General features: G+C 72.1%; 21 protein-coding genes. 8 read left to right on the top strand and 13 right to left on the bottom strand.

The genetic code is table 11. The features are described 5' to 3' along the window. The first annotated feature begins 77 nt into the window (after window positions 1-77). Window positions 78-863: a DinB family protein gene (locus ACZ6PY_RS10565; protein ID WP_466071110.1), complete on the top strand. Its 786-nt coding sequence runs from the start codon at window positions 78-80 to the stop codon at window positions 861-863. Between the two features lie 219 nt (window positions 864-1,082). On the opposite strand, the gene ACZ6PY_RS10560 is transcribed toward ACZ6PY_RS10565, so the two are convergent. From ACZ6PY_RS10560 to ACZ6PY_RS10550, 3 genes are read right to left on the bottom strand one after another with little or no spacing between them, the layout of a single operon-like run. Beyond that, window positions 1,083-1,631 carry a GNAT family N-acetyltransferase gene (locus ACZ6PY_RS10560; protein WP_466071108.1) on the bottom strand — a complete coding sequence of 183 codons (549 nt, stop codon included), beginning with the start codon at window positions 1,629-1,631 and terminating at the stop codon, window positions 1,083-1,085. Window positions 1,632-1,684: 53 nt separating this feature from the next. Next, a complete protein-coding gene (locus tag ACZ6PY_RS10555) occupies window positions 1,685-2,053 on the bottom strand; it encodes a hypothetical protein (RefSeq protein WP_466071106.1) in 369 nt (122 codons plus the stop codon). A 34-nt stretch (window positions 2,054-2,087) separates the two neighbouring features. Further along, window positions 2,088-2,804 carry a SanA/YdcF family protein gene (locus ACZ6PY_RS10550; RefSeq protein ID WP_466071104.1) on the bottom strand — a complete coding sequence of 239 codons (717 nt, stop codon included), beginning with the start codon at window positions 2,802-2,804 and terminating at the stop codon, window positions 2,088-2,090. A 61-nt stretch (window positions 2,805-2,865) separates the two neighbouring features. On the opposite strand from ACZ6PY_RS10550, the gene ACZ6PY_RS10545 reads away from it, so the two are divergent. Then, complete coding sequence (locus ACZ6PY_RS10545) at window positions 2,866-3,321, top strand: hypothetical protein (RefSeq protein ID WP_466071102.1); 456 nt, start codon at window positions 2,866-2,868, stop codon at window positions 3,319-3,321. Window positions 3,322-3,357: 36 nt separating this feature from the next. Here ACZ6PY_RS10545 and ACZ6PY_RS10540 read toward each other — a convergent pair whose 3' ends face one another. The 4 genes from ACZ6PY_RS10540 to ACZ6PY_RS10525 form a co-directional block, all read right to left on the bottom strand. Next, window positions 3,358-4,080: a class I SAM-dependent methyltransferase gene (locus tag ACZ6PY_RS10540; RefSeq protein WP_466071101.1), complete on the bottom strand. Its 723-nt coding sequence runs from the start codon at window positions 4,078-4,080 to the stop codon at window positions 3,358-3,360. A 1-nt stretch (window position 4,081) separates the two neighbouring features. Then, complete coding sequence (locus tag ACZ6PY_RS10535) at window positions 4,082-4,444, bottom strand: PH domain-containing protein (RefSeq protein ID WP_151462085.1); 363 nt, start codon at window positions 4,442-4,444, stop codon at window positions 4,082-4,084. A 97-nt stretch (window positions 4,445-4,541) separates the two neighbouring features. Next, on the bottom strand, window positions 4,542-4,856 hold the full coding sequence (locus tag ACZ6PY_RS10530) for a hypothetical protein (RefSeq protein WP_262283890.1): 315 nt from the start codon (window positions 4,854-4,856) through the stop codon (window positions 4,542-4,544). A 118-nt stretch (window positions 4,857-4,974) separates the two neighbouring features. Then, the gene (locus ACZ6PY_RS10525; protein ID WP_466071098.1) at window positions 4,975-5,295 is read right to left on the bottom strand and encodes a 4a-hydroxytetrahydrobiopterin dehydratase; all 321 of its coding nucleotides are present in this window, start codon (window positions 5,293-5,295) and stop codon (window positions 4,975-4,977) included. A gap of 184 nt (window positions 5,296-5,479) precedes the next feature. On the opposite strand from ACZ6PY_RS10525, the gene ACZ6PY_RS10520 reads away from it, so the two are divergent. Beyond that, on the top strand, window positions 5,480-5,917 hold the full coding sequence (locus tag ACZ6PY_RS10520; RefSeq protein ID WP_466071096.1) for a (deoxy)nucleoside triphosphate pyrophosphohydrolase: 438 nt from the start codon (window positions 5,480-5,482) through the stop codon (window positions 5,915-5,917). An 85-nt stretch (window positions 5,918-6,002) separates the two neighbouring features. Here ACZ6PY_RS10520 and ACZ6PY_RS10515 read toward each other — a convergent pair whose 3' ends face one another. From ACZ6PY_RS10515 to ACZ6PY_RS10495, 5 genes are all read right to left on the bottom strand, one after another. After that, window positions 6,003-7,106 carry a succinate dehydrogenase/fumarate reductase iron-sulfur subunit gene (locus ACZ6PY_RS10515; protein ID WP_466071094.1) on the bottom strand — a complete coding sequence of 368 codons (1,104 nt, stop codon included), beginning with the start codon at window positions 7,104-7,106 and terminating at the stop codon, window positions 6,003-6,005. A 3-nt stretch (window positions 7,107-7,109) separates the two neighbouring features. Beyond that, on the bottom strand, window positions 7,110-9,020 hold the full coding sequence (locus ACZ6PY_RS10510; RefSeq protein WP_466071092.1) for a fumarate reductase/succinate dehydrogenase flavoprotein subunit: 1,911 nt from the start codon (window positions 9,018-9,020) through the stop codon (window positions 7,110-7,112). A gap of 11 nt (window positions 9,021-9,031) precedes the next feature. After that, on the bottom strand, window positions 9,032-9,838 hold the full coding sequence (locus ACZ6PY_RS10505) for a hypothetical protein (protein WP_466071090.1): 807 nt from the start codon (window positions 9,836-9,838) through the stop codon (window positions 9,032-9,034). Window positions 9,839-10,077: 239 nt separating this feature from the next. Further along, the gene (locus ACZ6PY_RS10500) at window positions 10,078-11,472 is read right to left on the bottom strand and encodes a TldD/PmbA family protein (RefSeq protein WP_466071088.1); all 1,395 of its coding nucleotides are present in this window, start codon (window positions 11,470-11,472) and stop codon (window positions 10,078-10,080) included. Next, entirely contained in the window at window positions 11,469-12,905 is a 1,437-nt protein-coding gene (locus ACZ6PY_RS10495; RefSeq protein ID WP_466071087.1) for a TldD/PmbA family protein, read from the bottom strand. Before ACZ6PY_RS10495 ends, ACZ6PY_RS10500 begins: the two co-directional genes overlap by 4 nt. A 347-nt stretch (window positions 12,906-13,252) precedes the next feature. Here ACZ6PY_RS10495 and ACZ6PY_RS10490 point away from each other — a divergent pair, with 347 nt between their 5' ends. The 5 genes from ACZ6PY_RS10490 (at window position 13,253) to ACZ6PY_RS10470 (ending at window position 19,226) form a co-directional block, all read left to right on the top strand. Continuing rightward, window positions 13,253-14,356, top strand: coding sequence for an ABC transporter ATP-binding protein (locus ACZ6PY_RS10490; protein ID WP_466071085.1), 1,104 nt, complete (start codon window positions 13,253-13,255; stop codon window positions 14,354-14,356). After that, window positions 14,353-15,387, top strand: coding sequence for an ABC transporter ATP-binding protein (locus tag ACZ6PY_RS10485; RefSeq protein ID WP_466071083.1), 1,035 nt, complete (start codon window positions 14,353-14,355; stop codon window positions 15,385-15,387). The genes ACZ6PY_RS10490 and ACZ6PY_RS10485 overlap by 4 nt, the downstream gene beginning before the upstream one ends. Beyond that, window positions 15,384-16,385: an ABC transporter permease gene (locus ACZ6PY_RS10480; RefSeq protein ID WP_466071081.1), complete on the top strand. Its 1,002-nt coding sequence runs from the start codon at window positions 15,384-15,386 to the stop codon at window positions 16,383-16,385. The genes ACZ6PY_RS10485 and ACZ6PY_RS10480 overlap by 4 nt, the downstream gene beginning before the upstream one ends. A gap of 13 nt (window positions 16,386-16,398) precedes the next feature. Next, a complete protein-coding gene (locus tag ACZ6PY_RS10475) occupies window positions 16,399-17,385 on the top strand; it encodes an ABC transporter permease (protein WP_466071079.1) in 987 nt (328 codons plus the stop codon). 95 nt (window positions 17,386-17,480) lie between these two features. Beyond that, complete coding sequence (locus tag ACZ6PY_RS10470) at window positions 17,481-19,226, top strand: ABC transporter substrate-binding protein (RefSeq protein WP_466071078.1); 1,746 nt, start codon at window positions 17,481-17,483, stop codon at window positions 19,224-19,226. A gap of 52 nt (window positions 19,227-19,278) precedes the next feature. On the opposite strand, the gene ACZ6PY_RS10465 is transcribed toward ACZ6PY_RS10470, so the two are convergent. Then, on the bottom strand, window positions 19,279-21,423 hold the full coding sequence (locus ACZ6PY_RS10465; protein WP_466071076.1) for a S9 family peptidase: 2,145 nt from the start codon (window positions 21,421-21,423) through the stop codon (window positions 19,279-19,281). Window positions 21,424-21,476: the final 53 nt, after the last annotated feature.

Raw genomic sequence — 21,476 nt, 5'->3', positions numbered from 1 at the left:
CATTTCTCCCGCCGGCGGGCCGCGCGGCCGGCTCGTCCGGGGCGCGGAGTGTCGGGCGTCGCGGTTAGCCTGTTCGGGTGGCCGAATTCACCTCCGCCGATCTGAGCGGCTCGCGGTTCGAGCACGTCGACCTCAGCGGAGCCCAGCTCCGCACCGTCGACCTGTCCGGCGCCCGGTTCCGTGGCGTCGACCTGAGCGGGGTCAGCATGCGCGGCGCCGAGCTGGTCGGCGTCGACATCCGCGGTGAGATCGAGAACCTGACGATCAACGGGGTCGACGTCGGGCCGCTGATCCAGGCGGAGCTGGACCGGCGGCACCCCGACCGGGCCAGGATGCGACCGACCGACCCGGCCGGCTTCCGCGAGGCGTGGGACATCCTGGAGCGGCTCTGGGGCGAAACCGTCGAACGGGCCGGCCGGCTGCGGCCCGAGCTGCTGCACGAGTCGGTCGACGGTGAGTGGTCGTTCATCGAGACGCTGCGGCACCTGGTCTTCGCCACCGACGCGTGGATCGGGCGGGCGCTGCTCGGCGACCCGTCACCGTGGGATCCTCTCGACCTGCCGTGGGACGAGATGCCGGACACGCCGGGTGTGCCGCGCGACCGGGGCGCGCGGCCCGCGCTCGACGCGGTGCTCGCGCTGCGCCGCGACCGGATGTCCACGGTGCGCCAGGTCATCGAGCGGCTGACCCCCGAGTCACTCGACGGCCACACCGAGCCGGTGGACGGCCCGGGCTGGCCGCGACCCCGCAGCTACCCGATCCGGGAGTGCCTGCTGGTCGTCCTCAACGAGGAGTGGGAGCACCGGCTCTACGCGGAGCGCGACCTGGCCGTGCTGGAGGCACGCGGGGCGGGTTCCGGCTGACCCGTTGACCAGCTCGCGGAACGCGGCGACGGCGGCCCGGTCGCTGACCTCGGCGTAGATCTTCTTGTCCGGGCCGGCCAGGACGACGTACGTGCAGCGGCGGGTCGTCGCCCCGCTGCCGACCCGGTCGGGGCAGGCGACCATCTGCACCTTCGTGGGCGACTCCGCCGCCCAGGTCTGCTCCACCTTCTCAGGCGAAGCGCGTATGTGCCAGGAGCGTCAGCCCGGGTGGGGGCGCGTGAGCGGCGCCCGCAGCGCGATCCAGTAACGCCGCGCGGCGCCCAGTTCGGTGGCCCGGACGCCATCGAGGACCCCACCCTGGCTTTCGATGGTGCGCGCCGACGCGGTGTTGCCGTCGGCGCAGACGAGCAGCACCCGCTCCAGGCCGAGCCCGCGCGCCTCGTCGAGCATCCGGCCCAGCGCCCAGGTGGCCAGGCCCCGCCGCCGCGCCGACGGCCGGATGCCGTAGCCGATGTGGCCGGCGACCCGCAGCAGGACGTCGTCGAGGTCGTGCCGCAGCGCGATCCCGCCGAGCACCGTCTCACCCTCGACGATCCACCGGTAGGTGCACCGCACCCTGCCCGGTTCCGGCGTCCGGCCCGCCTCGTCGGTCAACCGGGCGACCCAGGCCGCGAACCCGGCGGGGGTGACCACCTCGTCGGCCGGGCGCAGCCCGAAACCGTCCTCGTGGCGGCCGGGACCCCACTCCCGGTGGGCCGCCAGCCAGGCGGAGTGCAGCCGGACGGTGGGCGCGATTAGCGCGGGCATCCGGCAACGATAGCGCCGGCCCGCGGACGGCCGCCGCGTAGCCCGGCGCCCGTCTAGTCGGTCCCCTGTGGCGCGAGGACCCGGTCGTGCAGGACGTCCCGGCAGCGCAGCAGCCGCGCGGTGATCTCGTTGAACAGCGCCGGATCGGTCCGGCCGCCGCGCCAGACGGCCCGCAGCGCGGCCTGGCCCACGGCCAGCTGGGTCGCGGCCCCCTCGACCAGACTGGCGTAGTCCGCCCGGATCGCCGGCGGGGCGGACCGGGCCGCCGCACGGGCCGCGAGCAGCGGCGCCCCGGCCCGCGCGAAGATCTCGTCGGGGTCCGCCTCACCCGCGCCGAGCCGGGACAGCACATGCTCCAGTTCGGTTGCCGCGACGGTCATCCGACCGACCGCCGCCAGCGTCTCCTCGGCCAGCTTCACCACGCCGCGACCCTACCCCCGGCGGCGGGGCCGCGCCTCAGCCGGCGCGCAGGGCGTCGTCCACCCCGGTCTCCCGGCGCCCCAGGTGCACCGGATCCCGGCCGGAGAGGACGTCCACCGTGGCCTTGACGCAGGCGCCGTACTCCCGGGTGGCACTGACCCGCCAGCGTTGCGCGTACCGCCGGGCGGTGTCGTCGCCCACGCCGTTGGCGGCCACGCCGAGGTGCCGGCAGACCGACACGGCCCGGGCCAGGTGGAAGGACTGGGTGACCACCGTCGCCCGCTCCACGCCGAAGACGCGGCGGGCCCGGGCGCAGGAGTCGTAGGTGTCGAAGCCGGCGTGGTCGAGCACCACCTTCTCGGCCGGCACGCCCCGGTCGACGAGCCAGCGCCGCATGGCGTCGGGCTCGTCGTAGTCGTCGTTCATGTGGTCGCCGGACACCAGGATCACCCGGACCTTGCCGGCGGCGAGGAGCCGCTGCGCGATCTCCAGCCGGGCGGCGAGGAACGGCGACGGGGTGCCGTCGGCCTCCACCTTGGTGCCGAGGACCAGGGCGACCGGGGCTTCCGGCACGTCGGCCTCGGCGAACAGGTGGCCCTTCGCGCCGCTGCGGACCCACACCACGCTGGCCGCGGTGCCGGCGGCCACCAGCGCCGCGCCCACCACGACCACCACCACGGTACGGCGGATCCGGCGTACCGTCGGTCTGCGGTCGGTGCGCCATCCCCTGACCCTCGCGAACAGCCCCCGCATGCGGGCGATTCTGTCAGGCGGCGCCGCACACCGGGTTCCCGGCGGCAGGAGGAGGACGGCGATGGGCAAGCGGCATCCGGCGCTCGCGCGGCTCGACGTGCTGGTCGGGCGGTGGACGGTGCATCCGGAGGTCGAGGGTCTCGGTGTCGGCTGGACGGAGTTCACCTGGGTGGAGGAGGGCCGGTTCCTCCGCCAGCACAGCGACGCCGATCCGGTGCCGGAGACGGCGCCGCTCGCCTGGCGGGAGAACAACCCGCTCCCGACCACCCAGCTGATCGGCCTGGACGACTCGGACGAGGAGTTCGCGGTGCTGTACGCGGACGCCCGCGGCGTGCACCGGGTCTACCGGATGACGTTCGCCGACGGCGTCTGGCGGATGTGGCGGGACGCGCCCGGCTTCCACCAGCGGTTCATCGGGACGCTGCGGGAGGACGGCACCGCCGTCGATGGCCGCTGGGAGCGGTCCGCCGACGGCGCCGACTGGACGCTCGACTTCACGCTGTCGTACCGGCGCTGACCCCGGATCGCTGTCCCACCGGCGCTGACCCCTCGGTCACCGTGCCGCGCGGGCGAGCACGATCAGCTCTCCGTCGTCGCCGGTGCCGACCGGCTCTCCGGCCCAGCCGCCGAGCACCCGCTCGACCGTGAAGCCGGCCCGGGCGAGGGCGGTCCGCAGTTCCGTCTCGGTGCGGAAGCGCAGCGTGCCCGGGTTGCGCAGTTCCGCGCCGTCGGGCAGCAGGTAGTGGTGCAGGAAGCTCACCATGCCGTCGCGCACGGCGGTCAGCTCGGTCCAGGCGTCCACCGTCGTGCCGTCCGGCAGGGTGAGCCGGCGGAGCGAGTCGGTGGGGTTCCAGCGTTCCCAGCGCCGCGCGGCCGGGTCGCGGGAGTCGAACGCCAGCCGGCCGCCGTCGACCAGGACCCGGCGCAGGTGGCGGAGGGTGTCCGTCCACGTCCCGTCGTCACGGATCTCCTGCGCCACGTGGCTGGTCAGCACGGCCACGTCGTACGCCGCGCCGGGCAGGTCGGCGGCGGTGCCGGGCAGCCAGGTGACCCGGTCGCCGCCGGGTCTGGCCCGGGCGGCGGCGAGCGACGCGGCCTCCGGGTCGACGCCGGTGACGCGGTGACCGGCGGCGGCCAGGGCCAGGGTGAGTCGTCCGGTGCCGCAGCCCAGGTCGAGGACCCGGGCCGGCGTTCGTCCCACGAAGCGCAGGAAGAAGTCGTCGTCGCGCCCCCACGCGTTGTCCGCGTCGTAGAGCGCCGGCAGGTCGACCGGCACGTCAGGAGATGTGGTGGAGGATGACGTTGTGCACGTGGTGGCTCTTCTGCGCGCCCCGGAACTCCACCTCGTAGGTGTGCGTGCCGACGTGGATGGCGATGGCCCCGGTGGAGAAGAACGAGCCGCCCCACGACTTGTTGCTCACCACGCTCACGCTGGTGATCTTCGCGTACGGGATGCTGGTGATCGCGTACCGCTTCCCGACGAAGGAGCGGTCCTGGATGACGACCCGCCGGTCGGTCAGGCCGATGAACCCGGTGCCCGTGCCGACCGCGTCGTAGACGGCGATGATCTGCTCGCCGGGCAGGAGCCCGCTCTGGATCTGCTGGAACTGTTCCTTGCGGTCGTACGTCGGATCGGCCATGCCCTCGACGGTAGGTGGGGCTCGCCAGCCGGCCGGCACCCGGTGACCGACGGCGGCAGCCCCCGTCCTTGTGGACGGGGGCTGCCGGGGTTCGGGGTCAGTGGTCGACGCGGGGGTCGTGGTCGCGGCTGCGGCTGCCGGCCTTGGCCAGGCCCCGGCTGATCAGGTAACCGACGGTCAGCAGGGTGATGTACCACCAGGCCTTGTCGGCGGCGAAGTAGTCGCCGCCGTTGTTCGCGGCCCCGTCGCCGACGGCGTTCGAGGCGATCAGGACGCCGATGACGGCGAGCAGGTAGACCGCCAGTTCGGTGGTCTTCCACGCCGGCTTGGTCTCCTCGCCGTGCCGGTGCGGGTGCCGGACGTCGCGCTCGACGTGGTCGGTGGCCCGGTTGGTGGCGGTGGGGGTCGTCATGGTCAGCTCCTCAAGGGTTTGGCACGTTCCGTCGTCTTCGGGAGCCTTTGCGGTTCCCTGGTGCCGGAAGTCCTACCCCGGAGGATTTAGTTGCTAACAAGAAACTTTCAGGGATTTCTCAGGAGGACGCTCGGAGGTCGGTGACCGCGCGGACCGCGTCCTCGATGCGCGCGGCGAGCAGCACCTCGCCCTCGGTGAGCGGCTCGCCGTCGCCGTGACCCACCCTGATCTGGGTGCGGTCGGCCCGGCGGCTGATCTCCGGGCGCACGCGCAGCGCGTCGGCGACCACCGCGACGCGCTCGGTGAGCGCCGCGTGCTGGGTGTCGTCGATGACGAGCGTGCGGCGGATCTGTTCGCCCTCCCGGGTCCAGCCGGACAGCAGGGCGAGCGCGTCGCTGAGGTAGTCGTGCTTGGCCCGGCCGTTGAACAGCACGCGCATCACCGCACCTCCAGGGCGTCGTTCCCGGCTTGTGGCCAAATCGTCGCCATCCCGTGTCCCAGTCGACGCCCTCTAGTCTGTCGTCGCACAGATGGTGTGTCCACGCCCACACTTCCGTGTTCTGCTGACCTGACGGTCGACTCAGCTACCCAAACCGCCGATTGATCTGGCACGCTGGACGCCCGTGCGGACCGAATGGGTTAGCGGCAACGGGCAGGACCGGCGGGAGCCCAGGGTGGTCGTCGGGGCGGCGATCATCGCGGACGGCAGGGTCCTGGCCTGCGCGCGCTCCGCGCCACCCGAGGTGGCCGGGCGCTGGGAGTTCCCCGGCGGCAAGGTGGAGCCGGGGGAGACCGAGGCCGAGGCGCTGGCCCGCGAGTGCGCCGAGGAACTCGGCGTCCGGGTGGAGATCGGCGCCCGGGTCGGCCGTGACGTGCGCATGGCCCACGGCCGTTCCGTCCTCCGGGTGTACGTGGCCCGCCTCCTCCACGACGACCAGCCGAAGGCACTGGAGCACCTGGAGCTGCGCTGGCTCGCGGCCGGCGAACTCGACACCGTTCCCTGGCTGCCGGCCGACGTGCCGATCGTCGCCGCCCTGCCCCCGCTGCTCGCCAACCCCTGACCGGCGGGATCGGACACCGGGACGGAAACGGGACGGGGGCCGGCGGCATGTGCCGCGGCCCCCGTCGTCGTTGTCAGCGTGCTGCTCAGTGCTTCGGCTCGTCCTGCTGCGGGTGGGCGAAGTTCAGGTGCTCCGGGGGCAGCGGGAAGGTCACGTCGTCACCGAACGGCGACGGCGCGGCGGCCCGGTCGAAGGTCAGTTCGGTCAGCGGCAGCTTGCCGTTGACGTCGACCGCGGGAGCGGTCGGGTGCGGCACCTCGCGGTGCCAGTTGACACCCTGCTGCGCCTGCCGTTCGGCCGCCGTGTCGTGCGAGCCGCCGGCGTGCGAGTGCACCCCGCCATGGGCGGCGGGGCCGGTCACGGCGCCACTCGAATGCCCGCTGGTCACGCTGGTCTGAGGCACCTGACCCCTCCGGAAGATCTTGCTACCAAGCCACACAAGGGGATCGTACCTGCGGTCGACGACCCGCTCCTTCATGGGGATGATCCCGTTGTCGGTGATCTTGATGTGCTCGGGGCAGACCTCGGTGCAGCACTTGGTGATGTTGCAGAAGCCGAGTCCCATCTCGGACTGCGCGTACTCCTTGCGGTCGGTCTTCGCGTCGAGCGGGTGCATGTCCAGCTCGGCGGCCCGGATGAAGAACCGGGGACCGGAGAAGGCCGGCTTGTTCTCCTCGTGGTCGCGGATCACGTGGCAGACGTTCTGGCAGAGGAAGCACTCGATGCACTTGCGGAACTCCTGCGAGCGCTCGACGTCCACCTGCTGCATCCGGTAGTCGCCCGGGGCCACGTCGGCCGGCGGCGCGAACGCCGGGGTCTCCCGCGCCTTCTCGTAGTTGAACGAGACGTCGGTGACCAGGTCCCGGATGACCGGGAAGGTGCGCAGCGGGGTGACCGTGACGGTCTCCCCCTCCTCGAAGGTCGACATCCGGGTCATGCAGCTCAGCCGCGGCTTGCCGTTGATCTCCATGGAGCAGGAGCCGCACTTGCCCGCCTTGCAGTTCCACCGGCACGCCAGGTCCGGCGCGTCGGTGGCCTGGAGGCGGTGGATCACGTCGAGGACGACCTCGCCCTCGTTCACCTCGACCGTGTAGTCGCGCAGCTCGCCGCCGTTCTCGTCGCCCCGCCAGATGCGGAAGGGCCGCTTCGTGCCCGGCTTGCCGGTTGCCTGCGTCTTGTCAGTTGCCATTCCTCAGCGCTCCCCCTCGGTGAGGGCGTCGAACTCGGCGAGTTCCTCGTCGGTCAGGTACTTGGACAACTCGGCCCGGTCGAACAGCGAGATGAGCTCCGGGCGCATCTTGGGCAGCGGCTTCCGGGTCAGCCGGACCGTGTCGCCGTCCAGCGCGCAGACCAGGTTCACCCGCCGCCACTTCGGGTCCATGGCCGGGTGGTCCTCCCGGGTGTGCCCGCCGCGTGACTCCTGCCGCTCCAGGGCGGCCTTCGCGGTGCACTCGGAGACCACCAGCATGTTGCGCAGGTCCAGGGCCAGGTGCCAGCCCGGGTTGTAGCGCCGGCCGCCGGCCGCGCTCACCTTGGCCACCCGCTCGCGCAGCTCGGCCAGCCGGGCCAGCGCGTCGACCAGCTCGTTCTCCCGCCGGATGATGCCGACGAGGTCGCCCATCACGGCCTGGAGGTCCTGCTGGAGGGTGTACGGGCTCTCGCCGGTGTCCCGCTGGAGCGGGGCCAGCGCCGTCTCCACGGCGGCCTCCACCGCCGCCACCGACACCGCGGGGCGCGAGGTGAGCTGGTCGGCGTACGAGGCGGCGTGGCCGCCCGCCCGCTTGCCGAAGACGAGCAGGTCCGACAGCGAGTTGCCGCCGAGCCGGTTGGAGCCGTGCATGCCGCCGGAGACCTCACCGGCGGCGAAGAGCCCGCGCACCGTGCCGTACGCCGCACCGGAGTCCGGGTCCACCTCGACGCCACCCATCACGTAGTGGCAGGTCGGGCCGACCTCCATGGGCTCCTTGGTGATGTCGACGTCGGCCAGCTCCTTGAACTGGTGGTACATCGACGGCAGTCGGCGGCGGATCTCCTCGGCCGGCAGCCGGGACGCGATGTCCAGGAAGACGCCGCCGGCCGGCGTGCCCCGACCGGCCTTGACCTCGCTGTTGATGGCGCGGGCGACCTCGTCGCGGGGGAGCAGCTCCGGCGGGCGCCGGTTGTTGTCCGGGTCCTTGTACCAGCGGTCCGCCTCGGCCTCGTTGTCCGCGTACTGCTTGCGGAACACGTCCGGGACGTAGTCGAACATGAACCGCTTGCCCTCGGAGTTCTTGAGGACGCCGCCGTCGCCGCGGACCGACTCGGTGACCAGGATGCCCTTCACCGAGGGCGGCCAGACCATGCCGGTCGGGTGGAACTGGAGGAACTCCATGTTGATCAGCGTCGCCCCGGCGCGCAGCGCGAGGGCGTGACCGTCCCCGGTGTACTCCCAGGAGTTCGAGGTGACCTTGTAGGAGCGTCCGACGCCGCCGGTCGCCAGGACCACGGCCGGAGCCTCGAAGAGGATGAACTCGCCGGACTCGCGGTAGTAGCCGAACGCACCGGCCACCCGGTCGCCGTCGAGCAGCAGCTCGGTGATGGTGGTCTCGGAGAAGACCCGGATCCGGGCCTCGTAGTCGCCGTGCTCCCGCTTGTCCTCCTGCTGGAGGGAGACGATCTTCTGCTGGAGGGTGCGGATCAGCTCCAGGCCGGTGCGGTCGCCGACGTGCGCCAGCCGCGGGTACTCGTGGCCGCCGAAGTTGCGCTGGGAGATCTTCCCGTCCTTGGTCCGGTCGAACAGCGCCCCGTACGTCTCCAGCTCCCAGATCCGCTGCGGCGACTCCTTCGCGTGCAGCTCGGCCATCCGGAAGTTGTTGAGGAACTTGCCGCCGCGCATCGTGTCCCGGAAGTGCACCTGCCAGTTGTCCCGGGAGTTCACGTTGCCCATGGCGGCCGCGGCGCCGCCCTCGGCCATCACCGTGTGCGCCTTGCCGAACAGCGACTTCGAGATGATCGCGGTCTTCTTGCCGGCCAGCCGGGCCTCGATCGCCGCGCGCAGGCCGGCGCCGCCGGCCCCGATCACGACGACGTCGTAGTGGTGTCGTTCGATTCGCGTCTCAGTCATGTCAGGGGCCTTCAGTTGATGAACCGCAGATCAGGGAACCACTCGGCCGCGACCGCCATGACGTAGAAGTCGGTCAGCGCCAGGGTGCCGAGGGTGATCCAGGCGAGCTGCATGTGCCGGACGTTCAGCCAGGACACCCCGGTCCACGCCCGGTAGCGCAGCGGGTGCTTGGAGAAGTGCTTGAGCCGCCCGCCGATGATGTGCCGGCAGGAGTGGCAGGAGATGGTGTACGCCCAGAGCATCACCACGTTGACCAGCAGGACGAGGTTGCCCAGGCCGAAGCCGAAACCGTTGGGCGAGTGGAACGCGTAGATGGCGTCGTAGGTGTTGATCAGCGAGATGATCGCGGCGGCGTAGAAGAAGTAGCGGTGCAGGTTCTGGCCGAGCAGCGGGAACCGGGTCTCACCGCTGTACGCCTGGTGCCCGTCCGGCACGGCGCAGGCCGGCGGCGACAGCCAGAACGACCGGTAGTAGGCCTTGCGGTAGTAGTAGCAGGTGAGCCGGAACAGCAGCAGGAACGGCAGGGTCAGCGCCGCGTCCGGGATGATCCACCAGCCGGGCAGGAAGCTGCCGAAGTGCGACGAGCCCTCGACGCACCGGTCGGTGACACAGGGGGAGTAGAACGGCGTCAGGTAGTGGTACTGGTCCACCCAGTACCACTTGTGCATGAAGACCCGGACCGTCGCGTAGATGACCCAGGCGCTGAGCCCGACGACGGTGATCAGTGGCGCGAACCACCAGCGGTCCGTTCGCAACGTCTTCGCCGTGATGGCGGCGCGCGCCCGCGCTCCCCGCGGCCTCGTTGCCGTTGATGTCATTCGAGTCGTCTCCCTGACGGCGCCCTCGCGGGGGCGGCGGATCACACCTTCCGTACCGGTCAGCGGACCGGCGAGACCGCGTCCACTGCCACGTCTTGCGCACGCACAGACCGCACCGGCGAACCGGTGCAGCTAAATGACACACGTTACGCCGATCTTCGCGGCCCGGCCGCGCAACGCAGTGTCCCGTGTGTCCGGGAGGTTGGAAAGACCCGCACCAAGATCAATATCTTGGGTCGTCAGCCGGACGCGCCGCCGGTGAAGTTCCAGGACGCCAGCCGCAGCGCCGGGGCCTCCCACCAGAAGCCGTCCATCCGGTCCGGCTGGCGGACCGGCACGCGGCCCAGGCCGAGCACCCGGCCCGGGCCCAACGCCCGCGGGTAGGACTCGGTGAACCGGAGGTCGCGTACGGCCCGGGTGGGCACCCCGTCCTCCACCAGCCAGACGCCGTTGCGGGTCAACCCGGTGACCACCAGTTGCTTCGGGTCGAGCACCCGCGTGTACCAGAAGTCGCTGACCAGCAGGCCCCGCGCCATCCCGGCGACCAGGCGGGCGGTGTCCGGGTCGGCCACCGCGCCGGTCACCCCGGCACTGAGCTGCCCGACGGCCACCTCCGCCGAGCCGCCCGCGGGCAGCAGGCGGAGGTTGCGCGGGAGCGGACCGAACGTGGACGCGCCGACCATCCCGTGCCCGGTGGACCCGGTGCCCGCCTCGGCGCCGCTGCGCCGGTCGTGCGCCACCGCCGCCGTGGTGCCCGCCTCCACCAGGGTCAGCGGCCGCCGAGGCGTGCCCTCCAGGTCGTACGGCAGCCCGGTGGCGTGCAGCGGATCGTCCACGAGGGTCACCGCCGGGTCGAACTGGGAGGTGCCCGGCTCGGCGAACGACTGCCGCTCGGCGTGCCGCTTGCCGTTGAAGCCGTACCAGGAGAGGTTCTGCAGGAGGTCGGCCACGGCGGCCGGTTCGAGCACCACCTCGTAGCGCCCCGGTGGCAGCTCGACGGGGTCGGCCGCGGCCCGCGCCTTCGCCGCCGCCCGCGCGCCCAGGGCCCCGCCGTCGAGGTCGGCCAGGCGGTCGGCGGTGTGCCGGGCCACCCCGTCGGCGCCGCCGGTGCGGGCGATGCCGTCCATGGCCGCCTCGACCGACCGCCCCACCGCCGACTGCCCTGCCGAGTTGGCGAACGCCCCGGACCGGTGGGCCGTCCGGCAGTAGCCGGCGGCCTCCAGCCCCTCGACCGCGTCCACGAAGGCGCGTACCCGGGCGGCCCGCTCGTCGGGTGAGGCCGCCGCGGTGGCCTCGTCGACGGGTGCGCCGGACGGGACCGGCGCCGGCGGGGTGAGCCCCGGCCAGGCCGGGTCGGGCGGCGCGAGGCGGGTGGCGGCCAGGGTCCGCTCGACCAGCGCGGTCAACCCGTCGGGGTCGACCAGGCTCCCGCTGCCCGCGGCCGTCCGCCCGTCGGCGTGCAGCCGCAGCCGGACCGCGGTGCCCGACTCGGCGACATTCTGGTGGATGAACGAGTTGGCGAACCGGGTCAGCGCCAGGTCGGCCCGGGTCACCACCACCTCGGCCTGGGCGTCCGGCCCGGCCAGCCGCCGGACCAGCTCCACCACCCGGCCGGCGAGGTCCAGCTCGCTCATGCCCGCACCCCCACCCGGACGTTGCGGAAGCGGGCCGGGGCGGCCGGGTGGCCGGTGTGCCCGGTCTGGCCCGGCTGCCCCTTGCCGCAGTTCGGCGTGCCCCACGGCACGATCTCCGACGAGAGCATGTCCATCGACCGCCAGAAGACCGGCCCGATCCCGGTGTAGGTGGGGTTGCGCAGCATCCGCCCCCGGCGACCCTTCTTCACCTCCCAGCCGACCTCGCAGCCGAACTGGAAGTTGAGTCGCTTGTCGTCGATGGACCAGGAGCGGTTGAGGTCCATGAGCACCCCGTCGTCGGTGGCCGCGATGATCTCGTCGAGCGTGTGCGGGCCCGGCTCCAGGCCCACGTTGGTCATCCGCACCATCGGCAGCCGCGCCCAGCCGTCCGCCCGTACGCTGCCGCCGTAGTCCAGGCCCGCGACGGCGGCCGAGTCCCGGCCGGCGAGCACCCCCACCCAGCGCCCCTCGCGGACCGCGTCCCGCTTGACCGCCGGGGAGCCCTCGTCGTCGAAGCCGAAGCTGCCCAACGCGCCGGGGATGGTCGGGTCGATGGTGACGTTCATGAGCTCGGAGCCGTACCGCAGCGCGCCGAGCCGGGTCAGGTCCAGCCAGGACGTGCCGGCGAAGGCCGCCTCCCAGCCGAGGATCCGGTCCAGCTCGATGGCGTGCCCGACCGACTCGTGGATCTGCAGGGCGAGCTGCTCGCCGCCGAGGATCAGGTCGGTCTCGCCGGACGGGCACTCCGGGGCGGTGAGCAGCTCCCGCGACTCCTCGGCGATCCGGGCGGCGTGCGCGGCCAGGTCCAGCGAGGTGACCAGCTCCCACCCCGTGGTGCCGTACTGGCCCCGGTAGCTCGGATAGGAACGGCGCTGGGTCTCGCCGTCCCCGATCGAGGTGGCCGAGATGCCGCCGCCGCACTCGCGGATGCGCTGGTCGATGCGGTGCCCCTCGCTGGAGACGAACCACTTGGCGGTGTCCCAGATCTGGTAGAGCCCCTCGGCCAGGTCGGCGCCGTGCTCCCGCATCGTCGCGGTGGCGCCGGCCAGCAGGTCGCCCTTGTCGGAGAGCGGCACGCCGAGCGGGTCGACGTCGCAGGCCGAGGCCCAACTCGCCACCGTGGCCTCGACCGGGACCAGGTCGATGGGCGGGCCCGGGACCCGCGCGCTCGCGGTGGCGATCGCCGCGGCGCGCCGGCCGGCGTCGCGGGCCGCGGCGTCGGACAGCTCGGGTACGGCGTGGAAGCCCCAACTCGACCCGACCAGGGCGCGCACGCCCAGCCCGATGCTCTCGTCCTGGGTCAGCTCCTCGATGTCGCCGTTGCGGGCCGACATCGACTCGTAGCGGCGGTGCATCACCCGGGCGTCCGCGTACCGCGCTCCGGCGTCGAGGGCGGCCTGGACCGCGGCGGTGGCCGCGTCGAATCCGGTCATGCGCCCGACCCTAGGCGACCAGGCCGACATCCGTCAGGGGACGAGATCCTCCGGCCGGATCGTCGCCCGGTCGGTCCACGGGCCGTCGTGGTCGAACACCGCCGCGGTCATCCTCAGCTCCACCTCGCGCCGGCGTGGATCTTCCCTGGATCGCCACCGCCATGGTCGCACCCCACCTGCGGCGGGGAAGAGACGTTGCCCAGTCGCAACCATGAATGTCCTGGTGAGGGCTGTTCAGGTTGGAAACCCAGTCGTTACGCTCGGGCCGCTGACAGGCCGCGTTCTGTAGCTTATTTTCGCCTCCAGAAGTTTGTTGTAAGTTCTCTTCGTCACAGAGGGAGGCGGTCATGGGCAGGTCGGAGACAGTGCCGTCCGGGGAGCCGGACCGCCCCGAGGTGCCGGCGCAGCGCACCGGCGAGGGCCCCTACCTGCAGGTCAAGGACCTGCGGGTGCGGTTCGAGACCGAGGACGGCGTGGTGAAGGCCGTCGACGGGGTGTCGTTCGCCGTCGAGCGCGGCCGCACGCTGGGCATCGTCGGCGAGTCCGGTTCGGGGAAGAGCGTCACGTCGCTGGCGATCCTCGGCCTGCACAACACGAAGCGGGCCACCATCACCGGGGAGATCTCGGTCGGTGGTCGCCAGCTGGTCGGGCTGCCGGAGGAGGAGGTGCGGCGGCTCCGGGGCCGGGACATGGCCATGATCTTCCAGGACCCGCTGTCGGCGCTGCACCCCTACTACACGGTCGGCAGGCAGATCGCCGAGGCGTACCGGGTGCACCATCCGCGGGCCGGGAAGCGGGAGGCGCGCACCCGGGCCGTGGACATGCTGGGCCGGGTCGGCATCCCGCAGCCGGCGAAGCGGTTCGACCAGTACCCGCACGAGTTCTCCGGTGGCATGCGGCAGCGCGCGATGATCGCCATGGCCCTGGTCAACGACCCGGACCTGCTGATCGCCGACGAGCCGACCACCGCGCTGGACGTGACGGTGCAGGCTCAGATCCTGGACCTGCTCAGCGACCTCCAGGACGAGTTCCGGTCGGCGATCATCCTGATCACCCACGACCTGGGCGTGGTCAGCCAGGTGGCCGACGACGTCCTCGTCATGTACGGGGGCCGGGCCGTCGAGCACGGCAGCGTGGAACAGGTGCTGCGGCGGCCGCAGCATCCGTACACCTGGGGTTTGTTGTCGAGTGTGCCGTCGCTGCACGGTGACGCGGACGCGGACCTCGTGCCGATCAAGGGCAACCCGCCGTCGCTGATCAACCTGCCGTCGGGGTGCGCGTTCCACCCGCGTTGCCGGTACGCGGACCGCAACGGCGACCGCTCCCGCACCGAGGTGCCCGAGCTGCGGGCGGCCGGGGAGGCGGGCCACCTGGTCGCCTGCCACCTGCCGGCCGACGAGCGCACCCGGCTCTACCAGCAGGACATCGCCCAGGTGGGAGTGGCCCGATGAGCACCGAGACCGAGCCGCTGCTGCGCGTGCGGGGGCTGACCAAGCACTTCCCGGTGCGCGAGGGCTTCCGCGCCAGGGGGGCCGTCCGGGCGGTCGACGGCCTGAACTTCGACGTGCGGCCGGGGGAGACCCTGGGCCTGGTCGGGGAGTCCGGGTGCGGGAAGACCACGACCGGGCGGATGCTGGTGCGGCTGCTGGAGCCCACCTCCGGCACCATCGAGTTCGCGGGGCGGGACATCACCCACGCCCGTCGCGGCGCGCTGCGGCCGCTGCGGCAGGACCTCCAGATCATCTTCCAGGACCCGTACGCCTCGTTGAACCCCCGGCACACCGTCGGGCGGATCGTGGCCATGCCGTTGCAGGTCAACGGCATCAACCCGCCGGGCGGCATCCGCAAGCGCGTGCAGGAACTGCTGGAACTGGTCGGGTTGAACCCGGAGCACTACAACCGCTACCCGCACGAGTTCTCCGGCGGGCAGCGCCAGCGCATCGGCATCGCCCGCGCCCTCGCGCTGCGCCCGAAGCTCATCGTGGCCGACGAACCCGTCTCGGCCCTGGACGTCTCGATCCAGGCCCAGGTCATCAACCTGCTGCGCGACCTGCAACGCGACCTCGACCTGGCGTTCGTCTTCATCGCCCACGACCTCGCCGTGGTGCGGCACTTCTGCCACCGCGTCGCCGTCATGTACCTCGGCAAGATCGTCGAGATCGGCGACCGCGACGAGATCTACCAGCGGCCGCAGCACCCGTACACCCGGGCCCTGCTGTCGGCCATCCCCGACGTCACGGCGCTCGGGCCGGCCGGGCGGATCCGGCTCACCGGCGACGTGCCCACCCCGCTCAACCCGCCGTCGGGCTGCCGCTTCCGCACCCGCTGCTGGAAGGCGCAGGAGCGCTGCGCGACCGAGGAGCCGGCGCTGGTCCCCCGGGACGGCGGCCACCAGGCCACCGCCTGCCACTTCCCGGAGACGGGAACGATCAGCCAGGGCGCCGCACCGGCCGCCGCGACCGCCGAGGAGGTGTCGAAATGAGCCTGTCCCCGGTCGAGGGCGTGGCGCTTGCCGAGATCGAGTCCACCGGTGAGGGCCCCGAGGAGAAGGGGCTCGTCGGGCGCTCGCCCGGCCAACTGGTCTGGAACCGGCTGCGCCGGGACCGCACCGCCCTGGTCAGCGGCATCGTGCTGGCCGTGTTCATCGTGGCGGCGATCGCGGCACCGCTGCTGCAGCGGCTCTACGGCATGTCGCCGAGCCAGCAGTTCGGTGACCTGCTCGACTCCACCGGCATGCCGCTCGGCTACGTGGGCGGGGTGAGCGGCGACCACTGGTTCGGGCTCGAACCCGGCCTGGGCCGGGACATCTTCATCCGGATGATCTACGGCATCCGCACGTCGCTGCTGATCGCGCTGGGGGCCGCGGTCGTCACCACGGCGATCGGCGTGGTGCTGGGCATCGTCGCGGGTTACCTGGGCGGCGTGGTCGACTCGGTGATCATGTGGGTCACCGACGTCGCGCTGGCCATGCCGTTCCTCATCTTCGCGCTGGCCGTGGTCCCGACGTTCTCCCTGCGGTTCTACGGCCCCCGGGACGCCGTGCCCACCTGGTTCGCGGTGACCACGTTGATCGTGGTGTTCGCCGCGTTCGGTTGGACCGGCACGGCGCGACTCGTGCGCGGGCAGGTGGTGTCACTGCGCGAGCGGGAGTTCGTCGAGGCGGCCCGGGCCAGTGGCGCCGGGCTCGGCCACATGCTCTTCCGGCAGCTCCTGCCGAACATCTGGGCGCCCATCCTGGTCGCGTTCTCCCTCGCGGTGCCGTCGTACGTCACCGGTGAGGCGGCGCTGTCCTTCCTCGGCGTCGGGCTGCCCGAGTCGGTCCCGAGCTTCGGCCGGATGATCTACCGCAGCATCGACTACCTGCAGACCGACCCGGCGTACGTCTTCTTCCCGGGCATCACCATCTTCGCGCTCGTGCTGGCGTTCAACCTCTTCGGCGACGCGCTGCGCGACGCGCTCGATCCGAAGTCGTCACGGTAAGGGGTTCGGCGCCATGGTCCGGTTCCTGCTGAAGCGAGTGCTGCTGGCGGTCTCGGTGCTGCTCGCGGTGAGCATCGTCAGCTTCCTCATGTTCTTCGCGCTGCCCCGCGACCCGGTCACCGGCATGTGCCCGAAGAACTGCAACGCCGAGCGCCTGGAGCGGGTGCGGACGGAGCTGGGTCTGAACGACCCGAAGCCGACGCAGTACGCCAACTACATGAAGGGCATCTTCGTCGGCCGCGACCTGGGCAGCGCGCAGGGCGGCAAGTGCGAGGCGCCCTGCCTCGGCTACTCGTACGTCAACAGCGAGGCGGTGCGCGACACCTTCGCCCGGGTGCTGCCGGTGACGTTGAACATCGTGCTGCCGGCGGCGGTGCTCTGGCTCGCCCTCGGGGTGGGGCTCGGCATGATATCGGCGCTGCGGCGGGGCTCGCTGCTCGATCGCGTCTCGATCGGGCTCACGCTCACCTTCGCCTCGTTGCAGCTCTACTTCGTCGGCGCCGTGCTGCTGCTGATCTTCGTGTACTCGTTGAAGATCCTGCCGACGCCGCGGTACGTGCCCTTCCTCGACAACCCGGTCGAGTGGGCGCGCGGGCTGGTGCTGGCCTGGGTGACGCTGGCCCTGCTGTTCTCCGCGATCTACGCCCGGCTGTCCCGGGCGCAGATGCTGGAGACGCTCTCGGAGGACTTCGTGCGCACCGCCCGGGCCAAGGGCGTGGCGAAGCGGAAGGTCTACGGGCGGCACGCATTGCGGGCGGCGATCACGCCGATCGTGACGATCGCCGGTCTGGACGTGGGCGCGGCGCTCGGTGGCACGGTCATCACCGAGACGACCTTCGGCATCCAGGGGCTGGGGCGTACCGCCGTGGAGGCGGTCCGCCAGGGCGACCTGCCGACCATCATGGCCACCGTGCTGGTCTCCGCGCTCTTCGTGGTCGTCGCGAACATCGTGGTCGACCTGCTCTACGCGTTCATCGATCCGCGGGTCCGCCTCGGCTGAGCCTCGCGGGTCGCCGTCGATTCGTTATCTGCTCGAAATTTACCGCGGATGAAAGCTGAGCGAAGCTTTCCTTCATCGGACCCGGAGGAGTGAGTATGCGAGCAAGACTCGCCACCGCCATGGGCGGTGCGATGGCACTGGTGGTCGCACTCAGTGCATGCAGCAAGAACACCGGCGACAACGCCGACAGCGTGGACACCAACAAGCCCCGCAGCGGCGCCATCGCGACCGACCCCAAGGACTCGCTCGGCCCGGCGGCGGACGTGCCCGGCGCGGCCAAGGGTGGGACCTTCTACATCCTGCGCGAGAACAAGATCTCCCACCTGGACCCGCAGCGGGTCTACTCGTTCGCCGGCCTCATGGGGAGCCAGCTCTACGCCCGCTTCCTCACCACCTTCAAGGACGACGGCAAGGGCAACGTGACCCTGGTCGGCGACCTGGCCGAGACCCCCGGCAAGAACGTCAACAACGACTGCAAGGTCTGGGAATTCAAGATCAAGCAGGGCGTCAAGTTCGAGGACGGCCGTCCGATCACCTCCAAGGAGATCGCGTACGGCATCGCCCGCTCGTTCGACCCCGACCTGACCGGTGGCCCGACCTACCTGCAGGAGTGGCTGGTCGACAGCCCGCAGTACGACACCAAGTGGAACTTCAAGGCCAACAAGACCTCGCTGCCGCCGGGCCTCAGCACCCCGGACGCGCAGACGCTGCGCTTCGAGTTCAACAAGCCGCGCTGTGACCTGCCGTTCGCCGTGTCGCTGCCGGCCACCGCGCCGCTGCCGCCGGACAAGGACACCGGCGTCAACCTGGACAACCAGCCGTTCTCGTCCGGGCCCTACAAGTTCACCAAGCACACGCCCGGCGTGGAGATGGTGCTCGAGCGCAACGCGAACTGGGACCCGGCGACCGACCCGGTGCGGCACGCGTACCCGGACAAGTTCGTCTGGACCCTCGGCGCGGACAACGCCACCCAGACCAACCGGGTGCTCGCCGGCACCGGCAACGACGCCGCCGCGGTGGCGACCGGCGGCGTGCCGTCCGAGCTGATCGCGAAGGTCACCGGCGACGCCAAGCTCAAGGAGCGGATGATCGTCGCCGCCACGCCGAACGCCTATCGGCTGAGCATCAACACGACGCGGGTCACCGACCTGGCCGTCCGGCAGGCCATCAACTACGCGATCGACCGCAGCAGCATCACCAAGAACCTCGGCGGCCCGTACGGCGCCGTGCCGCTGACCACGCTGCTGCCGCCCACCACGCTCGGCTACAAGCAGTTCGACGCGTACCCGGCCGGGGAGAGCGGCAACCCCGAAAAGGCCAAGGAGCTGCTCGCCGGCAAGGCGGTGAACCTGGTGCTCGGCACCTCCGACGACACCCCCTCGCAGGAGACCGCCACCCAGGTCAAGAACGCCCTGGAGAAGGCCGGCTTCACCGTCACCATCAAGCCGATCCCCGAGGACGGTTACCTCGACTTCGTGAAGAAGAAGAGCAACCCGTGGGACATCTGGGTCGACTCGTGGGCGGCGGACTGGCCCAGCGGCGCGTCGATCCTGCCGGTGCTCTTCGACGGCCGCAACATCAAGGCCGAGGGCAACAGCAACACCTCGCAGCTGAACAACGACGCCATCAACGCCGAGTTCGACCGGGTGCTCGCGCTCGACCCGGCCAAGCAGGCCGACGAGTGGAGCAAGCTGGACGAGAAGCTCATGAAGGAGTCGGCGCCGGCGGTGCCGCTGTACAACGAGGTCGTCTCCGTCGCGCACGGTGAGAAGGCCGGCGGCCTCTTCATCGGCAGCATCTTCGGCTGGCCGAGCTTCGTGAACGCCTACGTCAAGCAGTGACAGCCTGACCCCGCGGGGGCCCCGGTCCGATCCGGCCGGGGCCTTCGCGCGTTCACAGGTGCCGGCGGAGGAAGTCCAGCTCCAGCCGGAGCAGGCGCTCGGCCACCCCGCCGGCGGCCATGTGGCTGGCCCCGGTGAGCGGCAGCACCGCGTGCGGCCGGCCGGCGGCCAGCAGCGCCGCCGAGAGCCGCAGCGTGTGCGCGGCCAGCACGTTGTCGTCGACCAGGCCGTGCACCAGCAGCATGGGCCGGGCCTGCGCCGGGTCGCCGACCGGCTCGGCGGCCAGCTCGACCAGCGAGTGGTGGGCGTAGACGTCCATCCCGTCGTCCGGCATCCCCAGGTAGCGCTCGGTGTACGCGGTGTCGTACAGCGTCCAGTCGGTGACCGGCGCGCCGACGATCGCGCACCGGAACAGCTCCGGGTGGCGCAGCACCGCCAGCCCGGCCAGCCAGCCGCCGAACGACCAGCCGCGCACCGCCACCCGTTCCAGGTCCAGGTCCGGGTGCTTGCCGGCCAGCGCGGTCAGCGCGTCCACCTGGTCGGTCAGGATCACGTCGGCCACCCGCCGGTGGATCGCCTTCTCGAAGGAGGGGGCGATGCCGGGCGTGCCGCGGTTGTCGATGGTCACCACGGCGAAGCCCTGCTCGGCCCACCACTGCCGTTCCAGCCAGGCCCCCCGCGCCGCGATCACCTCCTGGTGGCCGGGGCCGCCGTAGATGTCCAGCAGCACCGGCAGCTTCGTGCCCTTCACGTGCTCGCCCGGGTAGAGCACCGCGCTCGGCAGCCGCCGGTCGGTCACCCGGACCAGCGTCGGCCGCGGCGCGTACGGCGGGGTCGCGGCCCGCGACGCCAGCTCGCCCACCTCGCGGTCGCCGTGCCAGACCCGCCAGCGGGTGCCCGGGTGCTCCAGCGAGGCCACCCCCACGGCCAGGGTGCTGCCGCCGATCGCGGCGGTGTGCCAGCCGGGGTCGCTGCCCATCCGGCGGGCGTCCACCCCACCCCCGATCGCCGTGCGGACCCGGTAGAGGTGGCGCTGGCTCGGCTCGCCCTCGCTCGCCTCGACCAGCAGGTCCGCCGCCGAGTTCGGCCCGGCCGGCAGCCGCCCGACCACCCGCCGCACGTAGAGCGAGGGCGGGGTGAGCAGGGTGCCGTCGGCGAACAGGCAGCGGGCGTCGTACCCGTCGTGGGCCAGCTCGCCGCCGACCAGCACCCGCCCGTCGGGCAGGTGCGCCGGGGTGCCCGGGATCGGCTCCACCCAGCGCGGGTCGGCCAGCTCCGCGTGCACCTGCGTCTCGCCGGTGCGCGGGTCGACGGCCAGCACCAGCCCGTGCTGCTGCGACCGGCGCAGCACCGTGATCAGCGGGCCGCCGTCCGCCCAGTCGACCGAGGTCAGGTACGGGTAGGTCTCCCGGTCCCAGTGCACGTCGACCCAGCCGCCGTCGAGGTCCAGCAGATGCAGGCTGACCTCCGCGTTCGGCCCACCGGACCGGGGGTACGCCACGGACGTCGGCGGGCTCGCCGGGTCGGCCGGGTCGTGCAGGTGCCAGCGGTCCAGCCGCGACTCGTCGACCCGCGCGGCCAGCACGGAGCGCCCGTCCGGGGACCACCAGTAGCCGCGGAACCGGTGGAACTCCTCCGCCGCGATGTGCTCGGCCAGCCCCCAGGTCACCCCGCTGTCCTCGCCGGCCAGCAGGTTGTCGGTGCCGTCCGGCTCGACCACCCGCAACTGGCCCCGGCGCACCCCCTCGGCGGCGTCGGTGACGTAGGCCAGCCGTTCGCCGGTCGGGTCGGGACGCGGGTCGATCACCGGGCCGACGGCGGCCACCTCGACCACGTCGCCGTGCACCAGGTCGGCCCGGAACAGCCGGCCGGCGAGCGCGAACGCGGCCACCCGGCCGGCGCCGTCCAGGGCGTACGAGCCGATGCCGGCGGCGCTGAGCCGCAGCCGCTCGCGCAGCGCCCGCTCGCCGGGCGCCAGCGCCGCCGGTTCGCCGTCCGCGCCGAGCAGCACCGCCGGGTCGGCGACGAGGTGCTCCTCGCCCGTGGCGACGTCGAGCAGCCAGAGCGCGTCGGCCGGGTCCTCCGGTCCCGACGAGCGCAGGAAGATGACCCGGGAGCCGTCGTCGGCGACGGAAACGGAGCGCGGCGCCCCATGGCTGAACCGACGGGTGCGGGCGGCCAGCTCGGGAAAGTCCACGCCTGTAGAGAGTAGGCCCGGCCCGGGCGTGATGTGGCCGACCTGGGCGGACG

It is taken from the genome of Micromonospora sp. NPDC048907, assembly GCF_055586885.1.
Note: the sequence above shows the minus strand (reverse complement) of the source record. Positions and strands in the feature narration are given on the sequence as shown.